This window comes from Paenibacillus hunanensis (assembly GCF_034055775.1).
GTDB lineage: Bacteria > Bacillota > Bacilli > Paenibacillales > Paenibacillaceae > Saccharibacillus > Saccharibacillus hunanensis.
In genome coordinates, this window is the sequence record NZ_CP139194.1 from 4,352,138 (window position 1) to 4,371,996 (window position 19,859).

General features: G+C 47.7%; 18 protein-coding genes. 2 read left to right on the forward strand and 16 right to left on the reverse strand.

The window, feature by feature from the left end:
- Nucleotides 1–171 precede the first annotated feature (171 nt).
- Nucleotides 172–756 (reverse strand): RNA 2',3'-cyclic phosphodiesterase, encoded by a 585-nt coding sequence (thpR, locus tag SK066_RS17705; RefSeq protein ID WP_320542444.1) that lies wholly within the window; start codon nucleotides 754–756, stop codon nucleotides 172–174.
- A gap of 335 nt (nucleotides 757–1,091) precedes the next feature.
- Here thpR and SK066_RS17710 point away from each other — a divergent pair, with 335 nt between their 5' ends.
- Complete coding sequence (locus SK066_RS17710) at nucleotides 1,092–2,045, forward strand: D-2-hydroxyacid dehydrogenase (RefSeq protein WP_320542445.1); 954 nt, start codon at nucleotides 1,092–1,094, stop codon at nucleotides 2,043–2,045.
- Nucleotides 2,046–2,653: 608 nt separating this feature from the next.
- On the opposite strand, the gene SK066_RS17715 is transcribed toward SK066_RS17710, so the two are convergent.
- From SK066_RS17715 to SK066_RS17735, 5 genes are all read right to left on the reverse strand, one after another.
- Nucleotides 2,654–3,607 carry an MsnO8 family LLM class oxidoreductase gene (locus tag SK066_RS17715; RefSeq protein WP_320542446.1) on the reverse strand — a complete coding sequence of 318 codons (954 nt, stop codon included), beginning with the start codon at nucleotides 3,605–3,607 and terminating at the stop codon, nucleotides 2,654–2,656.
- A gap of 31 nt (nucleotides 3,608–3,638) precedes the next feature.
- A complete protein-coding gene (locus SK066_RS17720) occupies nucleotides 3,639–5,057 on the reverse strand; it encodes a deoxyguanosinetriphosphate triphosphohydrolase family protein (RefSeq protein WP_320542447.1) in 1,419 nt (472 codons plus the stop codon).
- Between the two features lie 581 nt (nucleotides 5,058–5,638).
- Entirely contained in the window at nucleotides 5,639–6,535 is an 897-nt protein-coding gene (locus SK066_RS17725) for an ABC transporter permease (protein WP_320542448.1), read from the reverse strand.
- Between the two features lie 10 nt (nucleotides 6,536–6,545).
- Nucleotides 6,546–7,550: an ABC transporter permease gene (locus SK066_RS17730; RefSeq protein WP_188773566.1), complete on the reverse strand. Its 1,005-nt coding sequence runs from the start codon at nucleotides 7,548–7,550 to the stop codon at nucleotides 6,546–6,548.
- 58 nt (nucleotides 7,551–7,608) lie between these two features.
- The gene (locus tag SK066_RS17735; RefSeq protein ID WP_320544915.1) at nucleotides 7,609–9,219 is read right to left on the reverse strand and encodes an ABC transporter substrate-binding protein; all 1,611 of its coding nucleotides are present in this window, start codon (nucleotides 9,217–9,219) and stop codon (nucleotides 7,609–7,611) included.
- A gap of 498 nt (nucleotides 9,220–9,717) precedes the next feature.
- On the opposite strand from SK066_RS17735, the gene SK066_RS17740 reads away from it, so the two are divergent.
- The gene (locus SK066_RS17740) at nucleotides 9,718–11,580 is read left to right on the forward strand and encodes a 5'-nucleotidase C-terminal domain-containing protein (protein ID WP_320542449.1); all 1,863 of its coding nucleotides are present in this window, start codon (nucleotides 9,718–9,720) and stop codon (nucleotides 11,578–11,580) included.
- A gap of 685 nt (nucleotides 11,581–12,265) precedes the next feature.
- On the opposite strand, the gene SK066_RS17745 is transcribed toward SK066_RS17740, so the two are convergent.
- The 10 genes from SK066_RS17745 to SK066_RS17790 all read right to left on the reverse strand — a co-directional run bounded on the left by SK066_RS17745 (nucleotide 12,266) and on the right by SK066_RS17790 (nucleotide 19,828).
- The gene (locus SK066_RS17745; protein ID WP_320542450.1) at nucleotides 12,266–12,547 is read right to left on the reverse strand and encodes a holin; all 282 of its coding nucleotides are present in this window, start codon (nucleotides 12,545–12,547) and stop codon (nucleotides 12,266–12,268) included.
- A gap of 34 nt (nucleotides 12,548–12,581) precedes the next feature.
- Entirely contained in the window at nucleotides 12,582–13,541 is a 960-nt protein-coding gene (locus SK066_RS17750) for a glycoside hydrolase family 25 protein (RefSeq protein ID WP_320542451.1), read from the reverse strand.
- 105 nt (nucleotides 13,542–13,646) lie between these two features.
- Nucleotides 13,647–14,249, reverse strand: coding sequence for a phage holin family protein (locus tag SK066_RS17755; RefSeq protein WP_320542452.1), 603 nt, complete (start codon nucleotides 14,247–14,249; stop codon nucleotides 13,647–13,649).
- A 36-nt stretch (nucleotides 14,250–14,285) separates the two neighbouring features.
- Entirely contained in the window at nucleotides 14,286–15,611 is a 1,326-nt protein-coding gene (locus SK066_RS17760) for a phage tail protein (RefSeq protein ID WP_320542453.1), read from the reverse strand.
- Nucleotides 15,611–16,219 (reverse strand): putative phage tail protein, encoded by a 609-nt coding sequence (locus tag SK066_RS17765; RefSeq protein ID WP_320542454.1) that lies wholly within the window; start codon nucleotides 16,217–16,219, stop codon nucleotides 15,611–15,613. The genes SK066_RS17760 and SK066_RS17765 overlap by 1 nt, the downstream gene beginning before the upstream one ends.
- Complete coding sequence (locus tag SK066_RS17770) at nucleotides 16,212–17,351, reverse strand: baseplate J/gp47 family protein (RefSeq protein WP_320542455.1); 1,140 nt, start codon at nucleotides 17,349–17,351, stop codon at nucleotides 16,212–16,214. Before SK066_RS17770 ends, SK066_RS17765 begins: the two co-directional genes overlap by 8 nt.
- Before the next feature lies 1 nt (nucleotide 17,352).
- Nucleotides 17,353–17,811 carry a DUF2634 domain-containing protein gene (locus tag SK066_RS17775; RefSeq protein WP_188773557.1) on the reverse strand — a complete coding sequence of 153 codons (459 nt, stop codon included), beginning with the start codon at nucleotides 17,809–17,811 and terminating at the stop codon, nucleotides 17,353–17,355.
- The gene (locus tag SK066_RS17780; protein ID WP_229685585.1) at nucleotides 17,804–18,175 is read right to left on the reverse strand and encodes a hypothetical protein; all 372 of its coding nucleotides are present in this window, start codon (nucleotides 18,173–18,175) and stop codon (nucleotides 17,804–17,806) included. Before SK066_RS17780 ends, SK066_RS17775 begins: the two co-directional genes overlap by 8 nt.
- Nucleotides 18,176–18,206: 31 nt before the next feature.
- Nucleotides 18,207–19,190: an XkdQ/YqbQ family protein gene (locus tag SK066_RS17785; RefSeq protein WP_320542456.1), complete on the reverse strand. Its 984-nt coding sequence runs from the start codon at nucleotides 19,188–19,190 to the stop codon at nucleotides 18,207–18,209.
- Nucleotides 19,187–19,828 carry a LysM peptidoglycan-binding domain-containing protein gene (locus SK066_RS17790; RefSeq protein ID WP_320542457.1) on the reverse strand — a complete coding sequence of 214 codons (642 nt, stop codon included), beginning with the start codon at nucleotides 19,826–19,828 and terminating at the stop codon, nucleotides 19,187–19,189. The genes SK066_RS17785 and SK066_RS17790 overlap by 4 nt, the downstream gene beginning before the upstream one ends.
- Between the last annotated feature and the right edge of the window lie 31 nt (nucleotides 19,829–19,859).

A 19,859-nucleotide genomic window follows, 5' to 3' on the forward strand; every position in this document is an offset into this window, starting at 1 on the left:
GAAAAAAAGAGCCAACTTGATAATCGATATCCGATCAACGGATACCCGGACAAGCATGACTGTCCGTGATGTAAAATTCGTATCGTTTCCCCTAAAAGAACACTGCCTTTTGCAGCACGAAGTATATTATTATAGTTCCATTGCTTTTGTCAAATTGACAAAAACAAGTTTTTAGAGTAGCTCGTCTCCTGTAAGCGGAAAACAACCTGCTAACTCATACATGGGAATCTGCCCCATTCGGGTGCAATATAAAGCGACCTGATCTACCTCCCAGGCAGCTGTCTGTCGCTGTAGATCCTCCATTGCAGGGGCTTGAAATGGTTCTGTTCCGGCATATTTTCGAGCGACTGTAATATGTGGATGATACGGTCGATTCTCCGCCTTATAGCCGATGACTTCACAGGCATGTACGATATTCTGCTGTAAGGCGCTGAGTGCTGAACGATCACCCTCCGGGTCAATCCACCATACACGCGGACGCTCTGGCAGACCAAAGTATCCTGCGTCACCTAACTGTAGCTGAAATGGTGAATGTGCTGCTACTGCGGCTGCAAGCGTCTGTGACAGCTCAGGCAATCGAGCACGATCCACATCCCCATAAAATTGGAGTGTAATATGAAAGTCAGCTGCGGCTGTCCATTTGCGAAATGTATAATGCTGCTGCATCCAAAGACTCCATGCTGTCAGGCGCTCCTGCGCCTCCCCTTTTACAGCAATCGCAGCAAATACTCGCTCTTGATCGATACCGGTTGCCACCTTCGACACTCCTTTCAACACAACTCATCATTGTTATTCGTCAGCCCTGCTGCTAATTAGCAAGCACATGAAGCTACGCTATCACTGGCTTGATTGGTGTAATTCTATATTATCCGAACACACGTTCTTGACGAATGCAAATAGTATACACCAATCTGACGCGAAGTGCAAAGTTTAACCAGAGCCTAAAATGGTTTAATACAAGCCCAAATTGGTGTAATCCATTCTGTTTGGTTCGGTTAGCCAAATTTGATATCATTTAAAGGGTAGCCGATTGTACGTACGGTTAGACGCATGAATCGATAACGTTCCTAATACGAGGAGGAGATTGTCCGATGTCCAAGATCGTTTTCCTGCAACATTTGAGCGAAAAACAAAAGCAGCAAATTGAGGCAGCCGCTCCCCATGATGAGATTGTCGCTATCCCTGTTAAGGAAGCAACCGAGCAGGATCTGGCAGATGCTGAGATCATTGTCGGCTGGTCACGAAAATTCCAAGATTTTATTTTATCACCGGATTGTGCGGTAAAATGGGTGCAGGCATGGTCTGCTGGAGTCGACAAAATGCCGCTGACAGAGCTGGAGCAAAAGCAAGTGCTGCTCACCAGCGCGAACGGGGTGCATACAATTCCGATTTCCGAGCAAATCTTTGCCTATATGCTAGCATTCAGCCGCAATCTGCATCAAGCGATTCGCAATCAGAGTCGGGCGCGCTGGGATGAGAGCGGGCGCTTTGGCGAGCTTCACGGCAAAACGATCGCGATTGTCGGTGCAGGTAATATCGGTATCGGTACGGCTCGTCTGGCTCGGGCATTTGGCATGAAGACGGTTGGTGTACGCCGTTCCGGTCAGCCGCTCGATGAATTTGATACGATGTATAGCATGGAGCAGCTGGACGAAGCACTTGGGGTTGCCGATGTAGTGGTGAATATTTTGCCACTGACAGAGCAGACACGGGGTTTATTTGATCAAGGACGATTTGCTGCGATGAAGCCGGAAGCTCTATTTATCAACGTTGGACGTGGTACGACAGTGCGCACAGACGATCTAGTAGCTGCCTTGCAGAACGGTACGATTGCTGGTGCAGGTTTGGACGTGTTCGATCCTGAACCATTGCCAGAGGATCATCCACTATGGTCGATGGAGCAGGTTATTATTACCCCGCATATTGCCGGTAGTAATGAGCATTATACCGACCGTGTGCTGGATATTTTCCTGACCAACCTGAAGGCTTATCAGCAGGGTGAGAAGCTGCCTGTTAATCTGGTGGATTATTCCAGTGGGTATTAAGCGATAGATGAACTTTTATCCTCTGCTGCATAGCTGCATCCAGAGTGGATAGCGATGGCAGGATACAATACGAATATAAAAAAGGCTCAATTCCTTTATATGGAAGAGAGCCTTTTTTTATTCACTTTTTTGTTTAAATGAAGCGAAGGAATAGCTAAGCGATCGAACTAATTCCAGGATATTGTATTCCCTTCCACTGAAATAGATCGTCTAACACAAAAGTAAATCTCTTTTGTTAGATTGCTCGCTATGACAGCTAGGATAAGCTTCCGCTTGCTCTCACCATCCGACCTCGGGAAAAGGTAGACTAGCGCTTTGTCATTCCATTCACAGAAATTAAAGCAGCTGGATCGCCATTCATTCTGCTGCATAAATATGACTTGCCAGTACGATTCATTTCTAATAGTAGATACCAGGTCAAAAAGCACTGTATTCGCCATAGCTTCTCGTAAAAATTCGATAGCTGGACATCACAAATTTGCTACCGTAGCCATATAAAAACAGTTCATTCTAACTGTCCAAGCTTGCATATATTCGCAAATCTTTTCTGTTCCATTATTACTTTTTCTACTCCACTATTACGAATGAAGCATGATGCGATATCTGCTCTATTCATGAAGCGACGGCATCGCCGATAACCATCTGGCAGCATGCTCGTATACATACATGCGCTCATCGTAGCGATCCAATGGACAGATCAAAAGTAGCTCATCTGCATCATATTCCTTCAATAATTGTTGCATCCGCTCTGGCAATGTATCCGGTCCACCTACAATCGGCTCAGGCATCTCTTCACCGATGGCGGCGAGTCCAGCCGGCGATTGCTTCCATTTTAGATACAGCTCCTGTGCTTGCTGTTCCGTTGCAGCGGCGATCACCTTCGTCGCCAGTATCACCCTTGCTTCGGTTTGAGATGGAGTGGACTGGAACTGTTCACGATACTGTGCAATTGAAGCTTGTCCATCGCTTGCACTCATAAAGTGACCAAACACATAGCCTGCACTATGCTCGGCTGCCAGCGTTGCGCTTTTCCGATTTGTACCCAGCAGCCATAGCTGCGGTGAATACTTGGCGACAGGACGTGCGATTACAGGCGCTCCTTCTACAGTATAGCGATCATCCAGTAAGTTGCGCAGATCACGTACACGCTCTGGCATCTCGGCAACATGAGCGAGATAATTACCGCTTAGTCCAATGGTGGCATGCGCTGAGCCACCCGGCGCTCGGCCAATACCAAGATCGATACGATCCGGGTACAACGCCGACAACATACGAAACGTCTCAGCTACCTTCATCGCACTATAATGGGGCAATAGCACTGCTCCCGAGCCAAGCCGAATCGATGAGGTGCGTACACCGATATGTGCAATCAGCACTTCCGGTGCTGTACAGGCAAGCTGTGTCATATCATGATGCTCTGATAACCAGAAGCGATGATAGCCCCACTGCTCAGCTGCAATCGCCAGCTGCACGGAACGCTCCAGCGCTTCCTCTGCCGAAGCCTGTTCTAATAGCGGCGACATATCCAGTATGCCCAGCGGAATGGGCTTATGATGATTCATGCTGCTTCCTCCTTCCGCTGCCGGTCCACCTTCAATCCACATCATAGATCGAGCCGACCTTCAGACCGTACAGCTCGTTATAAATTTTCTCAGCAAATGCATCCGTCATACCAGCGATATAATCAATGATCATCCGTTCCCATGTCCATACCGGATGATCGCTTGCCTGATCCTGCTCGAATCGTTGCAACCAATCCGATGGCATAATCGCCATAGACGTTTCCTGATCGATAAAGGCTTTCCATAGACGGCGAATAATCCATTCACTGCGTTTTTGCAGACGCTGTACGCGTAGATCGCGAATCATCGTCACCCAGGCGAAGCTTTTCAATACACTTACCGTACGTAGCATATCGTCATCCTCACGACCATTGCTAACGAACGTAATCTTTTTCCAATCGGCTTCATTAATTACGCCAAGCTGGCTTACAAAATGATTTACCCAGTATGCCTTAACCTCACGCCGGGTACGCGAATAATCATTCCCACAGGTCGGCAGCTTCTCGCGCCATACACGCAGGTAGGCAGTAAGCACCTCTTCTACTTTCAAGGCGATCCCATCATATTCCCAGTCCTTCCAGAACCAGTCCTCCAGCGTCATAATTTTCTCAATAATCAGCTTATGAATATGCGGATCATTCATAAAGTGCTCATGCACTTCAATCTTGCCTGCTTTGATGCCATCCTCCAGGTCATGTGCGGAATAAGCGATATCATCACACAGATCCATTAGCTGTGCTTCCAGCGTTGTTTTGCCATCTGGAATGCCCCAGCGATGACGGATATCGCGAATATATTCCCACTCACGCTCATATAGTCCCTTTTTATTATCTATACCTGAATACGGATACTTATTGATCCCAAGTAGCACAGCATCGCATAGATTCAACCCATCCAGATTCTCACGTTTTTCCAAAAACATGATCAGACGGAAATTATGAGCATTGCCTTCAAAATGCTCGTACTTCGCGCGCATCTCTCCATGAATACGCTCATACTCCTGTTCGGTCACCGATTTGCCGCGTAGCGCCTCCGTCGTTTTACTGGCGATCCAATCATCCAGAATGCTTGCCAGCACCTCTTCTCCTTTATGACCGAAAGGCGGATGACCAAAATCATGCGCGATCGAGGCACACTCTACCACTTCGGGGTGGATAATCAAGCCCGGATTGTCCGCCTGTTCCTCTCGAATCTCAGGATGGCGAGTCAGTAGACTTTTCGCTGCCTGCCGAGCGATCTGAGCGACCTCTAGAGAATGTGTCAGGCGTGTACGATAATAATCGCCTGTTCCCGCACCGAACACCTGCGATTTCCCCTGCAAACGGCGAAAGGTTGGCGAATGAATGAGTCGTGAATAGTCACGTTCATAGGCTTCACGCGAAGCCTCATGTTTATCTTCAGCATATTGACGATGCTCTCGCAGCGTCTTGAGTTGTGCAAATTTGTCCATGGCATTGTTCTCCTGTCAGTTCGGCATCCTATTTGTTCATAGTTGGAGTGATTATACACGCTTTTTGCATTGGCGAAAAGATTAATAAGCAAATCCGTCGCTGGATGAGATGTGTAAGCCTTCTCTTTTTAGTAATGAAAGCGATGGAATGGAGCGCGAAGGATCAGTATGGTAGATAAAGGCATCATTCCGTAGCTTACTTGTAATCCATATCTTTGGCGCACCTGTCTTCAAGAGATGGATGATGCTTAAAATGTATCATGGGCGAGCTGAAGCTGGTCGAACATGCAGGCTCATATTGTATTGAAAATAAAAGCCCTTTTCGTGCATGAAGTGCGTTCTATTTTTGCGTCTATATTTGAGCCTATATTATAGAAGAAAAAAATCCGGACCCATAGGCCCGGATGCTAGAAAATGATCGTATAGGAGCAAATTGACTCGGCATCGAAATGCTCTTGGAGCCGTCTAGCCGGGTACTATAATAGCAGAACATCAGACTGTATGTGCTTGCTTCGTCATGATTGTAACGTTACAATATCCTGCTAGCCAGCCATTGCGCCATCCGCCCATGATAGCGAAGATCAGCGATTTTTCAGCTTCGGATCGAAGGTATCGCGAAGTCCGTCACCCATCAGATTGAAGCCCAGCGAGGTGAGTAGAATACATACACCCGGGAAAATAACTGTCCATGGTGCCGTCTGGATAAATTGACGTGAATCGGACAGCATTTTACCCCATTCTGGCTCTGGCGGTTGTGCACCCAGACCAAGGAAGCCCAGACCTGCCGCTTCGATAATAGCTGTCGCTACGCCCAGTGTACCCTGTACAATAAGCGGCGTCAGACTGTTCGGTAAAATATGCCGGAACAGCAAACGCGCATCTCGCACACCGATTGCCCGTGCTGCAGTAATAAACTCCTCCTGCCGTAATGACAATACACGTGCCCGTACAAGTCTACCGTAAGTCGGTATATTAACGATCGCAATCGCATACAGTGCATTTTGCAGCGATGGTCCGAGAATGGCAACAATCGCAATCGCCAGTAGAATACCCGGAAAAGCGAGCAAAATATCAAATACGCGCGAGATAATCATATCGACCCATTTACCATAAAAACCAGCTACGATTCCAAGCAGCGTACCGATCACAATCGAGCCGATCACCGATAAAAAGCCGACCCATAAGGAGATACGTGCGCCATAGATCGTACGGGTGAAAATATCCCGTCCCAGATCGTCTGTACCGAACCAGTGCTTAGCGGATGGAGGCTGAAGCCGATCTGCTAGCACCTGTGCGGTATACTCGTATCCGGTAATCCACGGCGCGATCAATGCAAGGACAATAAACAATAGTACGATGATCAGCCCAACTACAGCGGTACGGTTGCGCATAAATAGGCGAATACCGTCGCGCCATGGGCCAGAGCGAACCATTTTGGCAGGTCTGTCTGATCCTGTACCCAGCGAAGCCTGTGTCATGGAATCACCTCTACTTGTACTGGATACGCGGATCAAACCATGCGTACAGAAGATCCACCAGCAGATTAATAAGAACGAAGATAAGCGCGATAATCAAAATACCCGATTGAATGACCGGATAGTCCCGATTACTGATCGCTTCATAAATATAGCGTCCGACCCCAGGCCAGGCGAAAATCGTCTCGGTCAATACCGCACCGCCTAGCAGCGAGCCTGTCTGAATACCGATAACTGTTAGCACCGGAATAAAAGCATTTTTCAGACCGTGTCGATAAATGACCAGAAATTGTGAGATGCCCTTCGCTTTGGCGGTACGGATATAGTCCGATTGCATGACCTCTAGCATACTGGAGCGTGTCATTCGTGCAATGACTGCCATCGGAATAGTTCCCAGTGCGATAGAAGGTAAAATCAGATGCTTGAGCACTGTCCATAGCTGCGACCATTGACCGGACAGCATCGCATCAATGACATAAAAGCCAGTAATGCTCTCCAGCGGATCACGCTGGTTCATCCGACCGATGGACGGTAGCCAGTGCAGCTTATTCGCAAAAATCCACTGCTCCATCAGACCAAGCCAGAAGATTGGCATGGATACACCTACGAGCGCAATCAGCATACAGACATAATCGAACCACGAGCGATGCTTCCATGCGCTAACAATACCGGCATTGACACCGATAATGATCGCAAACAGCATACTCGCAAATGTTAATTCAATCGTCGCTGCTAGATAGGGCCCGATCTCTTCTGTAATCGGCGCTCTTGTCCGAATCGAGCGTCCCAGATCACCTGTGATCAGATCACCCAGATACGCTGTGTATTGCTCTAACCATGGACGATCCAGTCCAAGCTGCTCACGAAGCGCTTGCTTGGACTGTTCCGTTGCCTTTTCACCTAAAATGGTATCTGCCGGATCACCCGGAATCGCATGGATGATCGAGAAAACGATCAGCGTCATTCCAAATAGTACCGGAATCAGCACCAGTAGTCTTTTTACAATGTAGGAACCCATATGGATGCTCACCCGCTTTGTGTTCGTTATACGCCCTGTCTAGCTGACGGAGCCGTGATTATTGCTCCATGTACACATCGGCATAAGGCTCAGAGCCGGTAGGCGATGGCGTATAGCCTTTCACCTTGGCGCTTGCAGCTAGCAGCGGTGTGGAGTGAACAAGCGGAATCCACGGTGCATCTTCTTTGACAATCACCTGTGCCTGCTCATACAGCTTGGCACGTGCATCCTGATCGGTTTCACGCTGTGCTTCAACAAGCAGCTTGTGGAATGGCTCGCTAGCATATTGACTGTAGTTGTTCCCACCGATTGAATCTTTATCCAGCAGTGGGTAGAAGAAGTTATCTGGATCACCGTTATCGCCTGTCCAGCCGATCATGTACAGATCGTCCTTCTCCCCTTTACTCAGATCATCCAGATAGGTTGCCCACTCTGGCGATTGAATATTCACCTTCACACCAATCTGAGCAAAGCTCGCTTGAATAACCTCAGCGACCTTTTTACCATCTGGCATGTATGGGCGAGATACTGGCATCGCATAGAAGGTCAGCTCCTGATCAATTCCGTTCGGGAAGCCTGCTTCAGCGAGTAATTGCTTGGCTTTTGCCAGATCATAGTCGTAGTCTTTTACATTGGAATTGTAGCCCCATAGCGTTGGCGGAATCGGGTTAATGGCCGCTTCTGCCTGTCCTGCATAAAAGGCATCGATGATACTTTTCTTATCGACCGCATGGTTAAGTGCTACACGTACCTTCGCATTATCAAACGGCTTCTTCGTCAGGTTAAAGCCGATATAAGCAACGTTAAATGGAGGGCGGTTGAACTTTTGCAGCTCAGAATTGCCTTCCAGTGTAGCCAGATCGTCCGGGCTCAGATCCTCCATCAGGTCGATCTCGCCATTTTGTAATGCATTGAAGCGAGCGGTGTTGTCTGGAATAGAGCGGATAATGACCTGATCCATTTTCGGCAGACCCTGCTGCCAGTAGTTCGGGTTCTTTTCCAGTGTAATCGAATCACTGCGTTTCCATTCCTTGAATACGAATGGTCCTGTGCCTACTGGATTGGACTTAAACTCAGCGCCTTCTTTTTCAATTGCGGTTGGGCTTGCAATCGAGAATGGAGGCATCGCGAGATTTTGCAGAAATGGTGCCTGTGGATGGTTAAGCTTGAACTCTACCGTAGAAGCATCAACCGCTTTCACACTTGCAATGATACGTGCATTTTCAGGGCCAAACATCGAATCATAGTAATCAAACGAGTCGCCCTCAAATTTATATTTACTCTTCGGATCGTTCCAGCGTTCAAAGTTGAAGACGACCGCTTCCGCGTTAAAGTCTGTTCCATCATGGAACTTCACACCCTGACGCAGCTTAAATGTATACGTTAAGCCATCTTCAGAGATTTGCCAGCTTTCTGCGAGTGCTGGTTCTACCTCTGTCGTACCGGACTTATAAGCAAGCAAAGGATCAAATACCTGCTGTGCGATCTTAATCGATTCGCCATCGGTTACGATTGCCGGGTCAAGAGCTGCCGAGTCACCGCCACGCCCCACAATAAGGGTGCCGCCAGCGCTTGCAGTCTCTCCCCCCTCTCCAGATGCTGCAGGTTCAGATGATGTGCTGCCGCCTCCACCACTGCAACCGGCAACGATCAAAGCAAAGGACAACATGAACACGACGACAAAGATTCCGTATTTTCTCAAATTCCTTTTCCCCTTTCAGCATGTAGATCTAAGTCTACCCTCCACAGATATACAATTTTTATGAATCATTATGTAATATTGTATGAATTCCAAATGGATGGAATAGACCGTAAGTGAATACAATGTACATTACATATCTTCTTTTGGCAACATATTTTACAACACTTCGTTTTATTTATACTTACTTGACTTCAAACGTCATATTATAACAGTAATTACCTAAATTATTCTATTTTAGATATAATATTTTGGATGTTGTGTTGTAATTTATACTCTCTTCTAGGTCATACATGGGGTGACATGGTGCGTATATTAAATTTTAATCATTATTTTTATGTATTTTATTCCATATATAGTGCTCCTAATCAATTTTTTTACATACTAAACCAATAAATCTATTCCCAGCGTTAATATAAAGCTGATAGAATGAATAAGAATTGATTCAAAAGGAGGCTTATTTTACTTATGTTCAAAGGCAAAACGGTTTTTGCACTCGCCATGTCAGCATTTATGACTTTCAATGCGGCAAGCCTAGTAAGCGCGGCAGCTCCCGCTACATTGACAGTAGACGGAATTAAGCAGCAAATGCAGCAGGATGCTGGCACAGGCACACATATTACACTGTTACATACGAACGACGTCCATGCTCATGCGGTGGAAGAATCTCCATCCATGGGTCTGGCGAAAATTGCAGGGCTGGCTGATCTGTACCGTGCCGCTAACCCGAATACACTGCTACTTGATGATGGCGATGCCGTACATGGTACTTCCTTCGCTACACTCGTACGCGGTGAGAGCATGATTCAGGTCATGAACAAAATGGGCTATGCTGCCATGGAGCCTGGTAACCATGAATTCGATTATGGCTACGAGCGCCTGCTGGAGCTTGCTAAAATGGCAAACTTCCCAGTAATCTCCTCCAATATTATTCAAAAGGATACGGGGAAAGCTCCATTTGAGCCGTATATTATCCGTGAAGTGGATGGCGTGAAGGTAGGTATCTTCGGTCTGGAAACACCGGAGACAGCGTACAAAACGAATCCGAACAACGTAAAAAATGTTGAATTCACCGATCCAACCGAAGCCGCTCGCAAAATGGTCACTGAGCTGAAAGGCAAGGTTGATGTGATCGTGGCACTCGGTCATATCGGTATGGATCAATCAACAGAGCAAACGAGCATCGATATCGTGAAGGCTGTACCTGGCATCGACGTATTCATCGACGGTCATAGCCATACGCTGCTCACAAATGGGCAGACGGAAAATGGTACACTGATCGCCAGCACAGGTGAATATGGCGAGCATCTGGGCGTCGTTGATCTGTGGGTTGACAAAGGCGCAGTGACTAAAAAAGAAGCGTACACGGTCGATGAGAAAGCCGCTGCCAATGTGACTCCTAATGCAGAGGTAGCGAGCCTGATCGATTCCATCAAAGCATCCCAGGAGCCGATCCTGAATGAGGTGGTTGCTCAATCTCCAGTTGCGCTTGAAGGCGCACGCGAAAAGGTACGCGCTGGTGAAACGAATCTGGGTGACCTGATCACCGATGCGATGCGTTCCATCTCTGGTGCAGATGCAGCGATTACGAATGGCGGCGGTATCCGCGCATCTATCGATGCAGGCCCGGTGACGAAGGGCGAGATCGTAACAGTGCTTCCATTTGGTAATCTGGTCATTTCCATTCAAGTTACAGGTAAAGATATTCTGGCAGCCCTTGAAAATGGTGCAACCGACTATCCAACACCAAAAGGCGCATTTTCCCATGTGTCTGGCATTACGTACAAAATCGATCCTTCCAAGCCTGCGGGCAGCCGTGTACATTCCGTAACGGTTGGCGGTAAAGCACTGGATCTCAACAAAACGTATAATCTCGCAACGAACGACTTCATGGTCGCTGGTGGAGACGAATACAAAATGTTCGTTGGTAAGCAGCAAACCGGTACGTACGGTACACTGGATGAAGCGCTGATCGAATACATGCAGAAAAATGGTAGTAAAAGTCTCACTTCTGGCAAACGCATTGTAGAAGCAGCGACGCCAGCAACAACACCGGCTACAGGCACACCAACACCAGGTAAGCCTGCAACGACACCAGCTAAACCAGCAACGCCTGCGAAGCCACCTGTCGTAGCCGATCCGATCAAGCCTGTACCTGCACCACCCGTATCCGGTGATAGCGATGTGTATGTAGTAAAAAGCGGGGATACACTGTATTCCATTGCTAAAAATCACGGTACAACATGGAAAGTATTGCGCGATCTGAACGACCTGAAAAATCCACACTGGATCTATCCAGGTCAGAAGCTGGAGCTACCAGCTGCATCGTAATGGGATGTAGATCGAGAAATGAAGATAAAATGGAAGAGTATGGGGAAGTGCATTGGAATAGTGAGTTTGAATATGAAGAAACGTATAGCTAGTTCTAGGCGCGACTGTATTCACTAAACTGAACGCGAATGCAACAAAAAGGCGATCCTGAGCTTTTCTGATGGATAGAGTTTCTATGGTAAGCGAGCAGCAGGTTCCTGTGACAGGAGTATATGCTGGTAGCCATGCCAAAGAGCGCTATCCCATTCGAAGAGCGCGGATCGCCTTTTATTTATAGTTGCTTCGTGCTTCGTGCTTCGTGCTTCGTGCTTCGTGCTTCGTGCTTCGTGCTTCGTGCTTCGTGCTTCGTGCTTCGTGCTTCGTGCTTCGTGCTTCGTGCTTCGTGCTTCGTGCTTCGTGCTTCGTGCTTCGTGCTTCGTGCTTCGTGCTTCGTGCTTCGTGCTTCGTGCTTCGTGCTTCGTGCTTCGTGCTTCGTGCTTCGTGCTTCGTGCTTCGTGCTTCGTGCTTCGTGCTTCGTGCTTCGTGCTTCGTGCTTCGTGCTTCGTGCTTCGTGCTTCGTGCTTCGTGCTTCGTGCTTCGTGCTTCGTGCTTCGTGCTTCGTGCTTCGTGCTTCGTGCTTCGTGCTTCGTGCTTCGCAAGGATTGTATTTGCCTTACATGCATAATGCAACGACTAATCTAGTTGCTTAACCCTGGCGAGTCATTCCATTTTTCGGATTGAAGGCTAGCTCAAACAGACCTGTTGCAGCAAGCCCTGCCAGACCACCGGACCATAGACGAGGGACAAGCGTCAGCTCCGTAAATGGATACGCTACCGCTCCAATCACAAGCCCTACGACAAGCCCGATCAAGGGCACCATATTTTTGGGCACATTAACGGTCGTCTTTACCAGCTGTACCAGTGCAAGCACCACTACGGCCAGTGTCGATGCAAAGGCAAGCACACTATTCAGCAGATCATTTGTCATGTTGTGATCCTCCTTGAACTTTTTGTTGGTTTATTTAGATCAGACCTTTACGGTCAAGCACTGTCAATAGGCGGTAAAAGTCGTAGCTTCCACCATCGCTTTCTTGAATGAGTCCAGCTGCTTCTGCCTTTTGAACGGCTTCGCTCGCCCAGGCTGGAATAGGCATCGCATGACTTTGCTCTACCTTTTGCAGACGCTGATCCACACCAGAAATGCTTGTTTTCAAAAGATCACGGCTATCTGTCAATGAAGCAATACGGTCGGATTGTGCTTTGACCATCGCTTGCAATGCAGCAAATGCTTGCTTCTCCTCTGTCGTCATCGGATTGTCACCTCCCTGCTGTCCTCCAGTAGCTGTCGTATAACGTGCCTTTAATTCATCCAGTGTTCCGCGATACACATTCACATCGACACCACCACGAATACCGTCCACCTGACCTGAATCTGTATATTGCCAGAAATGCCATGTCTTCCACGCTGGCGCATCGTCTGGAACACGTGTATTGCTGTAACGAGCGATCCATAGATCGTAGCCGCTGAGCGCAGAGCTGAAATTTTGAGCAAACGCATTACCTGTGTACACGATCGGCTTGCGCCCACTTAACCGCTCGACCTCCTGCAAAAAAGCAAGTGCAATCGTATCGATCGCACTTCGGCTCAGATTACCCGGATTATTTTCATAGTCCATCACCGGAGGCAGCTCAAAACGACTAGCCCCACCCGCAACCTGCAAGCGACTAACAAAATTAGCAGCCTCCAGCTTCGCATCCGCTACCGTCACTGCATTCACAAAATGGTAGGCTCCTACGAGCATCCCTGCCAGACGTGCCCCATTCACATTGCTCAAAAATTCCTGATCCCGGTAGCTCTTGCCTTCGGTCGCTTTGATAAACACAAACCGCTTACCGGATGCCTTCACCCGGCTCCAATCGATGCTACCCTGCCAGTGGGATACGTCGATTCCTTGTACCTGATTATCATTTCTCCCCTGCATACCGGCCTCTCCTCCCTTCCCAACTTACATCCTAATGATTGTAATTAACCTGCTATCCCATTGCGGTGGCAGGAAAGAAGACTTGTTCTTCCCTGCTGCATCATATTAAGATCGCTCTGATTCGTGATCACTCCGCTGTGTCTGATTCTGCTCTGACACCAATGGAACAAGCTCAGAGCTATCATTCGCAGCACTGGATTCACTTACTTCCGTAGGAGGCGGTGGCTCCTCCGATATAGCTGCCTCTTCCTCCTTCACTTTGACCGCTTCTGGCTGAGCTTCCTCGATCAGGTTTGGATTTTCCTGCGGTGTTTTTTTGGATTCAAAAATCTGCACCGCATTCCGTAAAATATCTGGCATCGGAAGCCCCATTTTGCCCATATTTTCAATGACGGATAATAGCTCGTTCGCCAAATAAAAAAAGACCACTGCATCCTGGAAGTAACGCAAGCTTCCAAGTGCCTGATCAATAAAATGGGCAATCGCTACAACGACAAAAATCGTAACCTTGCGGATGATTCCTTTAAAGCCAACACGGCTCTTCAGCTCTCCACGCATCCATGCGGCTGCCCACCCGGACAACCAATCTACAACGACAAGTAACAATAACAGATTGATCAACACATCCCAACCCCCAAACAGGTAGCCCGCAGCACCGCCAAACGCTGTCGAGACTATCTTGATGATTTGCGGCCAAGGCTCCCCCATCCCCTTCCTTCTCCTTTCGGTGTTTTATTTTAAAATTTATCCTCCAAATGCATATGCACTTGAACGTACAGTTATAGTTACAGTTCCGCTCGTATAAAACACAAAGCGAACCCCTCCAGATGGATCAAACCCTCCATAGGAAGAGGTTTTCCAGCTTCCTGTATCGCCTGCACTTCCCGTAGACTCATATGAAAAAACTCCAGCGCCATTAGTAAATGCTTGAAGCCCAGTAATATTAAAATATTGAATCGAGCGACTTGTATTAGAAAAATTAATAATATCTGTTCTTCTGCCTGCAGAATCAATTGCAGCTAATACAGCTGATGATGCGCCACCTCCTACTTGAATTGCAGCTATCCAGTGATAACCTTCATCGATCGATTTAGGTGCGACAGTAACTTTATTATAAAAGCCACCTGGTATTGTTAAAAATGTAGCCGCATTAGAAGATACAGACACATCTACTTCTTTGTATCTATAATTTGCGATACTTCTCAACTTAGAAATTAAAACGGACATGTCTTCACTTGTTGACGCACTACCTCCATTGGCATTAATCGCGTCAACAAGCTCCTGCTTCCGATTAACGCCAGATTGCTTTAAATTATTAATCTCATCCTTCAAAATTTTTGCAGATCCATCATTGTCATAATACTTAAAAGTCCCATTATGAAGAGCAGCTGCTTTACTTCCATTCGAGAAAAAGTCAACCCCACCATCAGCAAACCAATTCAAACCTGTATCACTGTCACCAACACTCAGAGTAAGGCTAGGTGCGCCTCCAAAGTTAGTCTGTGCATTCAACCACGTCTTATTGTTATAAACAATCAAGTCGCCGCCTTCGATGCCATTCTTCACATTGATTCGTCCTGTATCCGCATTGACCGCCATTCCTTTATCAAAATCCCAGTCAGCAGCATCTACTGTTTTGGACGGAGACAGATGCAATCGACCTCCAGTATTACCAGAGCTAGATGGTGCCTCCAAATGAGAGATCCAGCGCTTATTACCGGGACGATGCAGCGAAAGTGGAACGGCATTCGGATCGCTAATATTGATCGATCCTGTAACTGTACCTCCAGTCTTAGGTAATGCGGTATCCGAGACGGTTTTCAGCGCTTTGGCTGTAGGTGCAAGCGTTTCGCTCGTACTATTGGTTGCATTCGTTAGCTGTACAATCCCGGCTTGCGTGGTGCTAGCTGGAGGAACACTTACACTGTCCAGCTCATCCTGCACATGTTTAACAGCTGTATCGATCTTATCCCAGTTATCATTCAGCATCGTTTGGATATTGAATGTATCATTACCATCCGTTACCGGATCTTTTTTAAGCAAATTAAGATTTGGCGTATTGCTAGCCATTACACAGCACCTCCTGCAAATTTGGACAATGGGATGCTCTCCATGTCACTTAATGTTTTTACGAGATGAATCTCTTTGATTAATAGATAACTGAATTTGTATTCTACAGATAAATGAGCAGGCTTCAGTTCTTCGATAGCTTGCTTCAAATCATTCAAATTTGGCGGAATCCCATGTGTATCCACAAATTGAATCGTAAAGTTCCAGCGCTCAGGCTGAAAGCTCACCTGAACACGTCCGCCATCGTAAGCCTCCGCTACATTTTTCACCTGCGCGCCTGAGAACTTTCCTCCACCACGTAATTTCGATTCCACCACTGCACGACGCTGCTCCAAAGGCTTCGTTTCATCCGGTACAATCCCCAACTCCTGCTCCCAAAGATCGATTCCCCAGGTCGCCGTACGAACAAAAAACTGCTGGAACGTCTCATCCAGCGCATCATATAGCGCGTCCATTTCCGTACCTTTACGATCCATATCCAGACGCATGATGCGGGAACGTTCGTAATAAGCAGGCAAGTACGAGAATAGCTCCGCTCCCTTTACACTCGCAAAGGAAGCCGTACTCGGATCAAGTACCCTATTCGTGGTAATTTCCACATCAGCCATTGACCGTCACCGTCCCCAGCACAGCCACCTGGCTTGCGCCAATTTCGATATTTTTGTCGCTGATACCGTTGACGGTCAGGTTGGAGTAATCGATGATCGGCGGAATATCCAGTAAAATCGCTGCGATTCGTGTATAACGCACCAGCGAATCAGTAAACGCGAGCTGCTTGAGATAGCTCGTCACCCCTTTTTGGATCAATGCCTTTACACCTTCGAGGGTTGCATCACTTGCCAGTGTAAGCTGCACGCTAATATTGATCGCAACCTCCTCCGCTGGCATCACCGTGACGATCGGCCCTGCTGGTGCTGTGCCTTCACCCTGTCCATCCTGTGTAGGGTCGATATACTTTTGCACATTCGATACAATCTCTGCATTGGCTGCACGCTTATCTGTATCCAGCACATACATGCCGACCGTGCCTGGCCCCTTCCATAACGGAATCACCCGACTGGCACCGACACCTGCAATCTCACTTGCCCACTGCATATATTGCGCTTTGTTTCCACTGGTGCCCTGGTTACGTACCTTGGCATAGAAACGCTCTAGCAAAGAAATATCGCTCTCCACATCTGCACCGCCTGTAATGGCAGCAGGATTGGTCACTCCAGTTACACCATTGACCGCAGTCGATAAAATGGTAATCGTCCCCGTAGCGACATTACCTGCTTTACCAGCAACGAGTGCACGAATCGGTACGTCATCTGTACCCGATGCGTTCAGCACTACAGCAGCAGTCGTTTCGTATTCCTGCGAAGCCTCATCAGATACGTCATCAGCAGGCGTAGCAACCACTGTACCTGCTGGTATCGTTTTGCCTGGCTCACCTGCAAAGCGGATCGTTCCGGAAGCAGAGACTGCTGCGCGTCGAGTGACGCCATGCTCAGCAGCACGCAAGTCCAGCTCCTCCGAGCGATAGCTATCGTCCGTGCTCGCTGTGGTACTGGCAAAGCCGCGGCGCAGCAGCTCCTGCGCCCAGATCGCTGCCTCAGATAGCATAAAGGCGACCGGCGCTCCAGCGTCCCAAATAAAAGAACCTTCGGATTTGTCGATATCCGAAGGCACTTTGTCCAGCATACGCTGCATAATCTGTTCTTCTGTTTGTCCATCCAGATAATAAGGGAAATCTGCCAATTCAGATCACCTCGCTTTCCAAAATTTCAACATCGTCCTGTACACTCGTAATACGACAGGTCATCTGGCAATGATCTTCCGCCCAGCTAAAGGTAAACTGGTCTACTGAAGCTGTACGCGCATCGACCAGCAACGCTTCGGTCACCATACGTGTCAGTTCACTTTCCAGTACTGCACGTCCCTGACCTGTACCGATCAGCGTATCCAGCTCACTCCCGTAATCACGCGAATAGATCACATGCCGATAACGCGGCGTGAGCAATGCCTTATGGCACCACTGTACCCATGCTTCTTTGCCATCGGCAACAGCGACGCGTCCACTCGGTGTCATTACAAAATCACCTGCATCATAGTCATACCGCCAGCTACGTCCAAACTCAATATCATTACGATCAGCCGCCGCTACCGCCTCTTCATCGCCCCAGATAAAATCATCTGTGCTCGGAAATAAATTAGCCACCTGCACTCACCACCTTGCATACGATAACCACATCATTGCCGCTGTTCACACGCATGGCCAGCACACGGTCACCTGGCTTCAAGCCTTGCTGTACATGTAGCACCGTATCCTCCACCTCGGATTCATCAAATGCATAATCGCTTAGCGTAGCGCCTCCATGAAACGTACCCTGCCCTTGCGGATGCACACTACCTGTATAGATGCGTTGTGGCATTTGCAATAGACCTGGCAGCTCGGCGACCATATAATCCTGAATTTCATGCTTGAAGTCGTCCAGCTTCACACCCGATGCGGTCATTGTACCTAATACCGCACCCAGACCACTCACTGCCTGCTGGGTATGCTTGGACATTGTGGAACGCATCACATCAGCAAAATGTCCGTATGGATCTTTTTTACTCAAGATAATACCTCCTTCTGACATAATCGCGAGTTGCCAGCTCTAATGTCATGGTGCCAGGATTGCCCAGATCATGACTCACCGTCATCACGATCAGATTCATGCCGCTTAGTATGACCGCATCACCAGCGCGGATCGTATTGATATCCGGTGCGGTTACGTTAAATGTCTGCTGTATGCCCGTGAGCATGTTTTTGGCGTACTTTTTAGCAGCATCTGCGGTTTTGATCTGGTCATCGTTGACGAGCTTTTGTAGCGTACCAAACGTAGCGGTGTCTTTCGATTCTACAGCCAGTACTTTAGAGGGGACCTCTTTGCCATTAACAGCTTCATTGGCAGCAAGCACCTTTACTTTGGTGATCGCTCCTTCCAGTGTACGCATCTGAGTAAGATCAATAAGACGATCTAGCTCAATCACCTCACTATTGCTACCCAGCTCAAATAGCTCCAGCCCTCGGCTCGTCATACGGGGATGGAACATGGGACCACCGGATTTAGCAGTTTCTTTGAGATCAGCAAACATCATCGAGAAGATCGTTTGTGCCCGATAAACGGCTTTACCAAGCTTGGTTTTTGTATCTGGAATAGCACCAAGTGATATATTCCAGTCCTTCGCATACGTTTTGAGTCTCTGGGTCGCTGTCTGATCTTTAGGCAATAAATATTCATCTTCAGACTTTTCTAAATAAATCATGCGATCATAGATCGTCATATTTAATCGCTTACTACCACTATTCGCACTCTCGATCTCCCAGATCACACCAGGATGAAGAAGTGGATGAAGCGTCTTACTACCGAATGGAATGCCGCTAATACGAATTTCCATTCCTGGTGCTAATGCGGGCAAGCCCGAATTATTACGCACAACAAGTCGAACACTTGCCTGATACGCAATCTGGTCGATCGAATCACGCAAGCTAATCGTCTCAACAAGCGGCGTCACATCATATTTATCTTTGACGATAACTTTGTAGCTCATGAGGGCATCACCAGCTTTTGACCGGGCTTGATCATATTCGGATTACCACCGATTATTTTCGTATTTAGCTTATAGATCGCATTCCATTTGGAGCTATCTCCCAGCTCAAGCTTGGCAATTTTAGAAAGGGAGTCTCCAGTTTTAACTGTATAGTTTTTACCTGTTTGCTTGAGATCAGTACGAGTGCTAGATTGTCCGGTCTTTTTGCTAGAAGAAGCTTTCTTGGATTGCACCTTGGCGTCGCGCCATGTACGGAAGGTTAGATCAAAGTAGATATCGTCTGGCTCGCCGCCACGGAAGGTTGTATTGTAGGTAATGACATATACCGGGACGTTCACGCCTGTACCTGTAATCACAAGCTGTGCAGGACTTTTGGAAACGAGAAAACGATTCAGTTGGTTCGTCGCTGCCTGCGGGGTTGGCAAATTGCTATATCGGCAATAGGATGGATCATAATCTTTCGGAAAAAAGGAAGAAAACGTGATCTCCTTAATTTTATCGCCGAGCGTAAAATCAAACTCGCCATATTCTAGCATGTTGATCGTCTCATAGCCCTTGGAGCGAGAGATTGTCATTTCCTCTGGATTGACGGGGAAATGGAAAAAATTCCGCGTACCGTCGATCAAGTAGATGTCCATGGTGTTCCTCCTTTCATGGATAGATGATAGA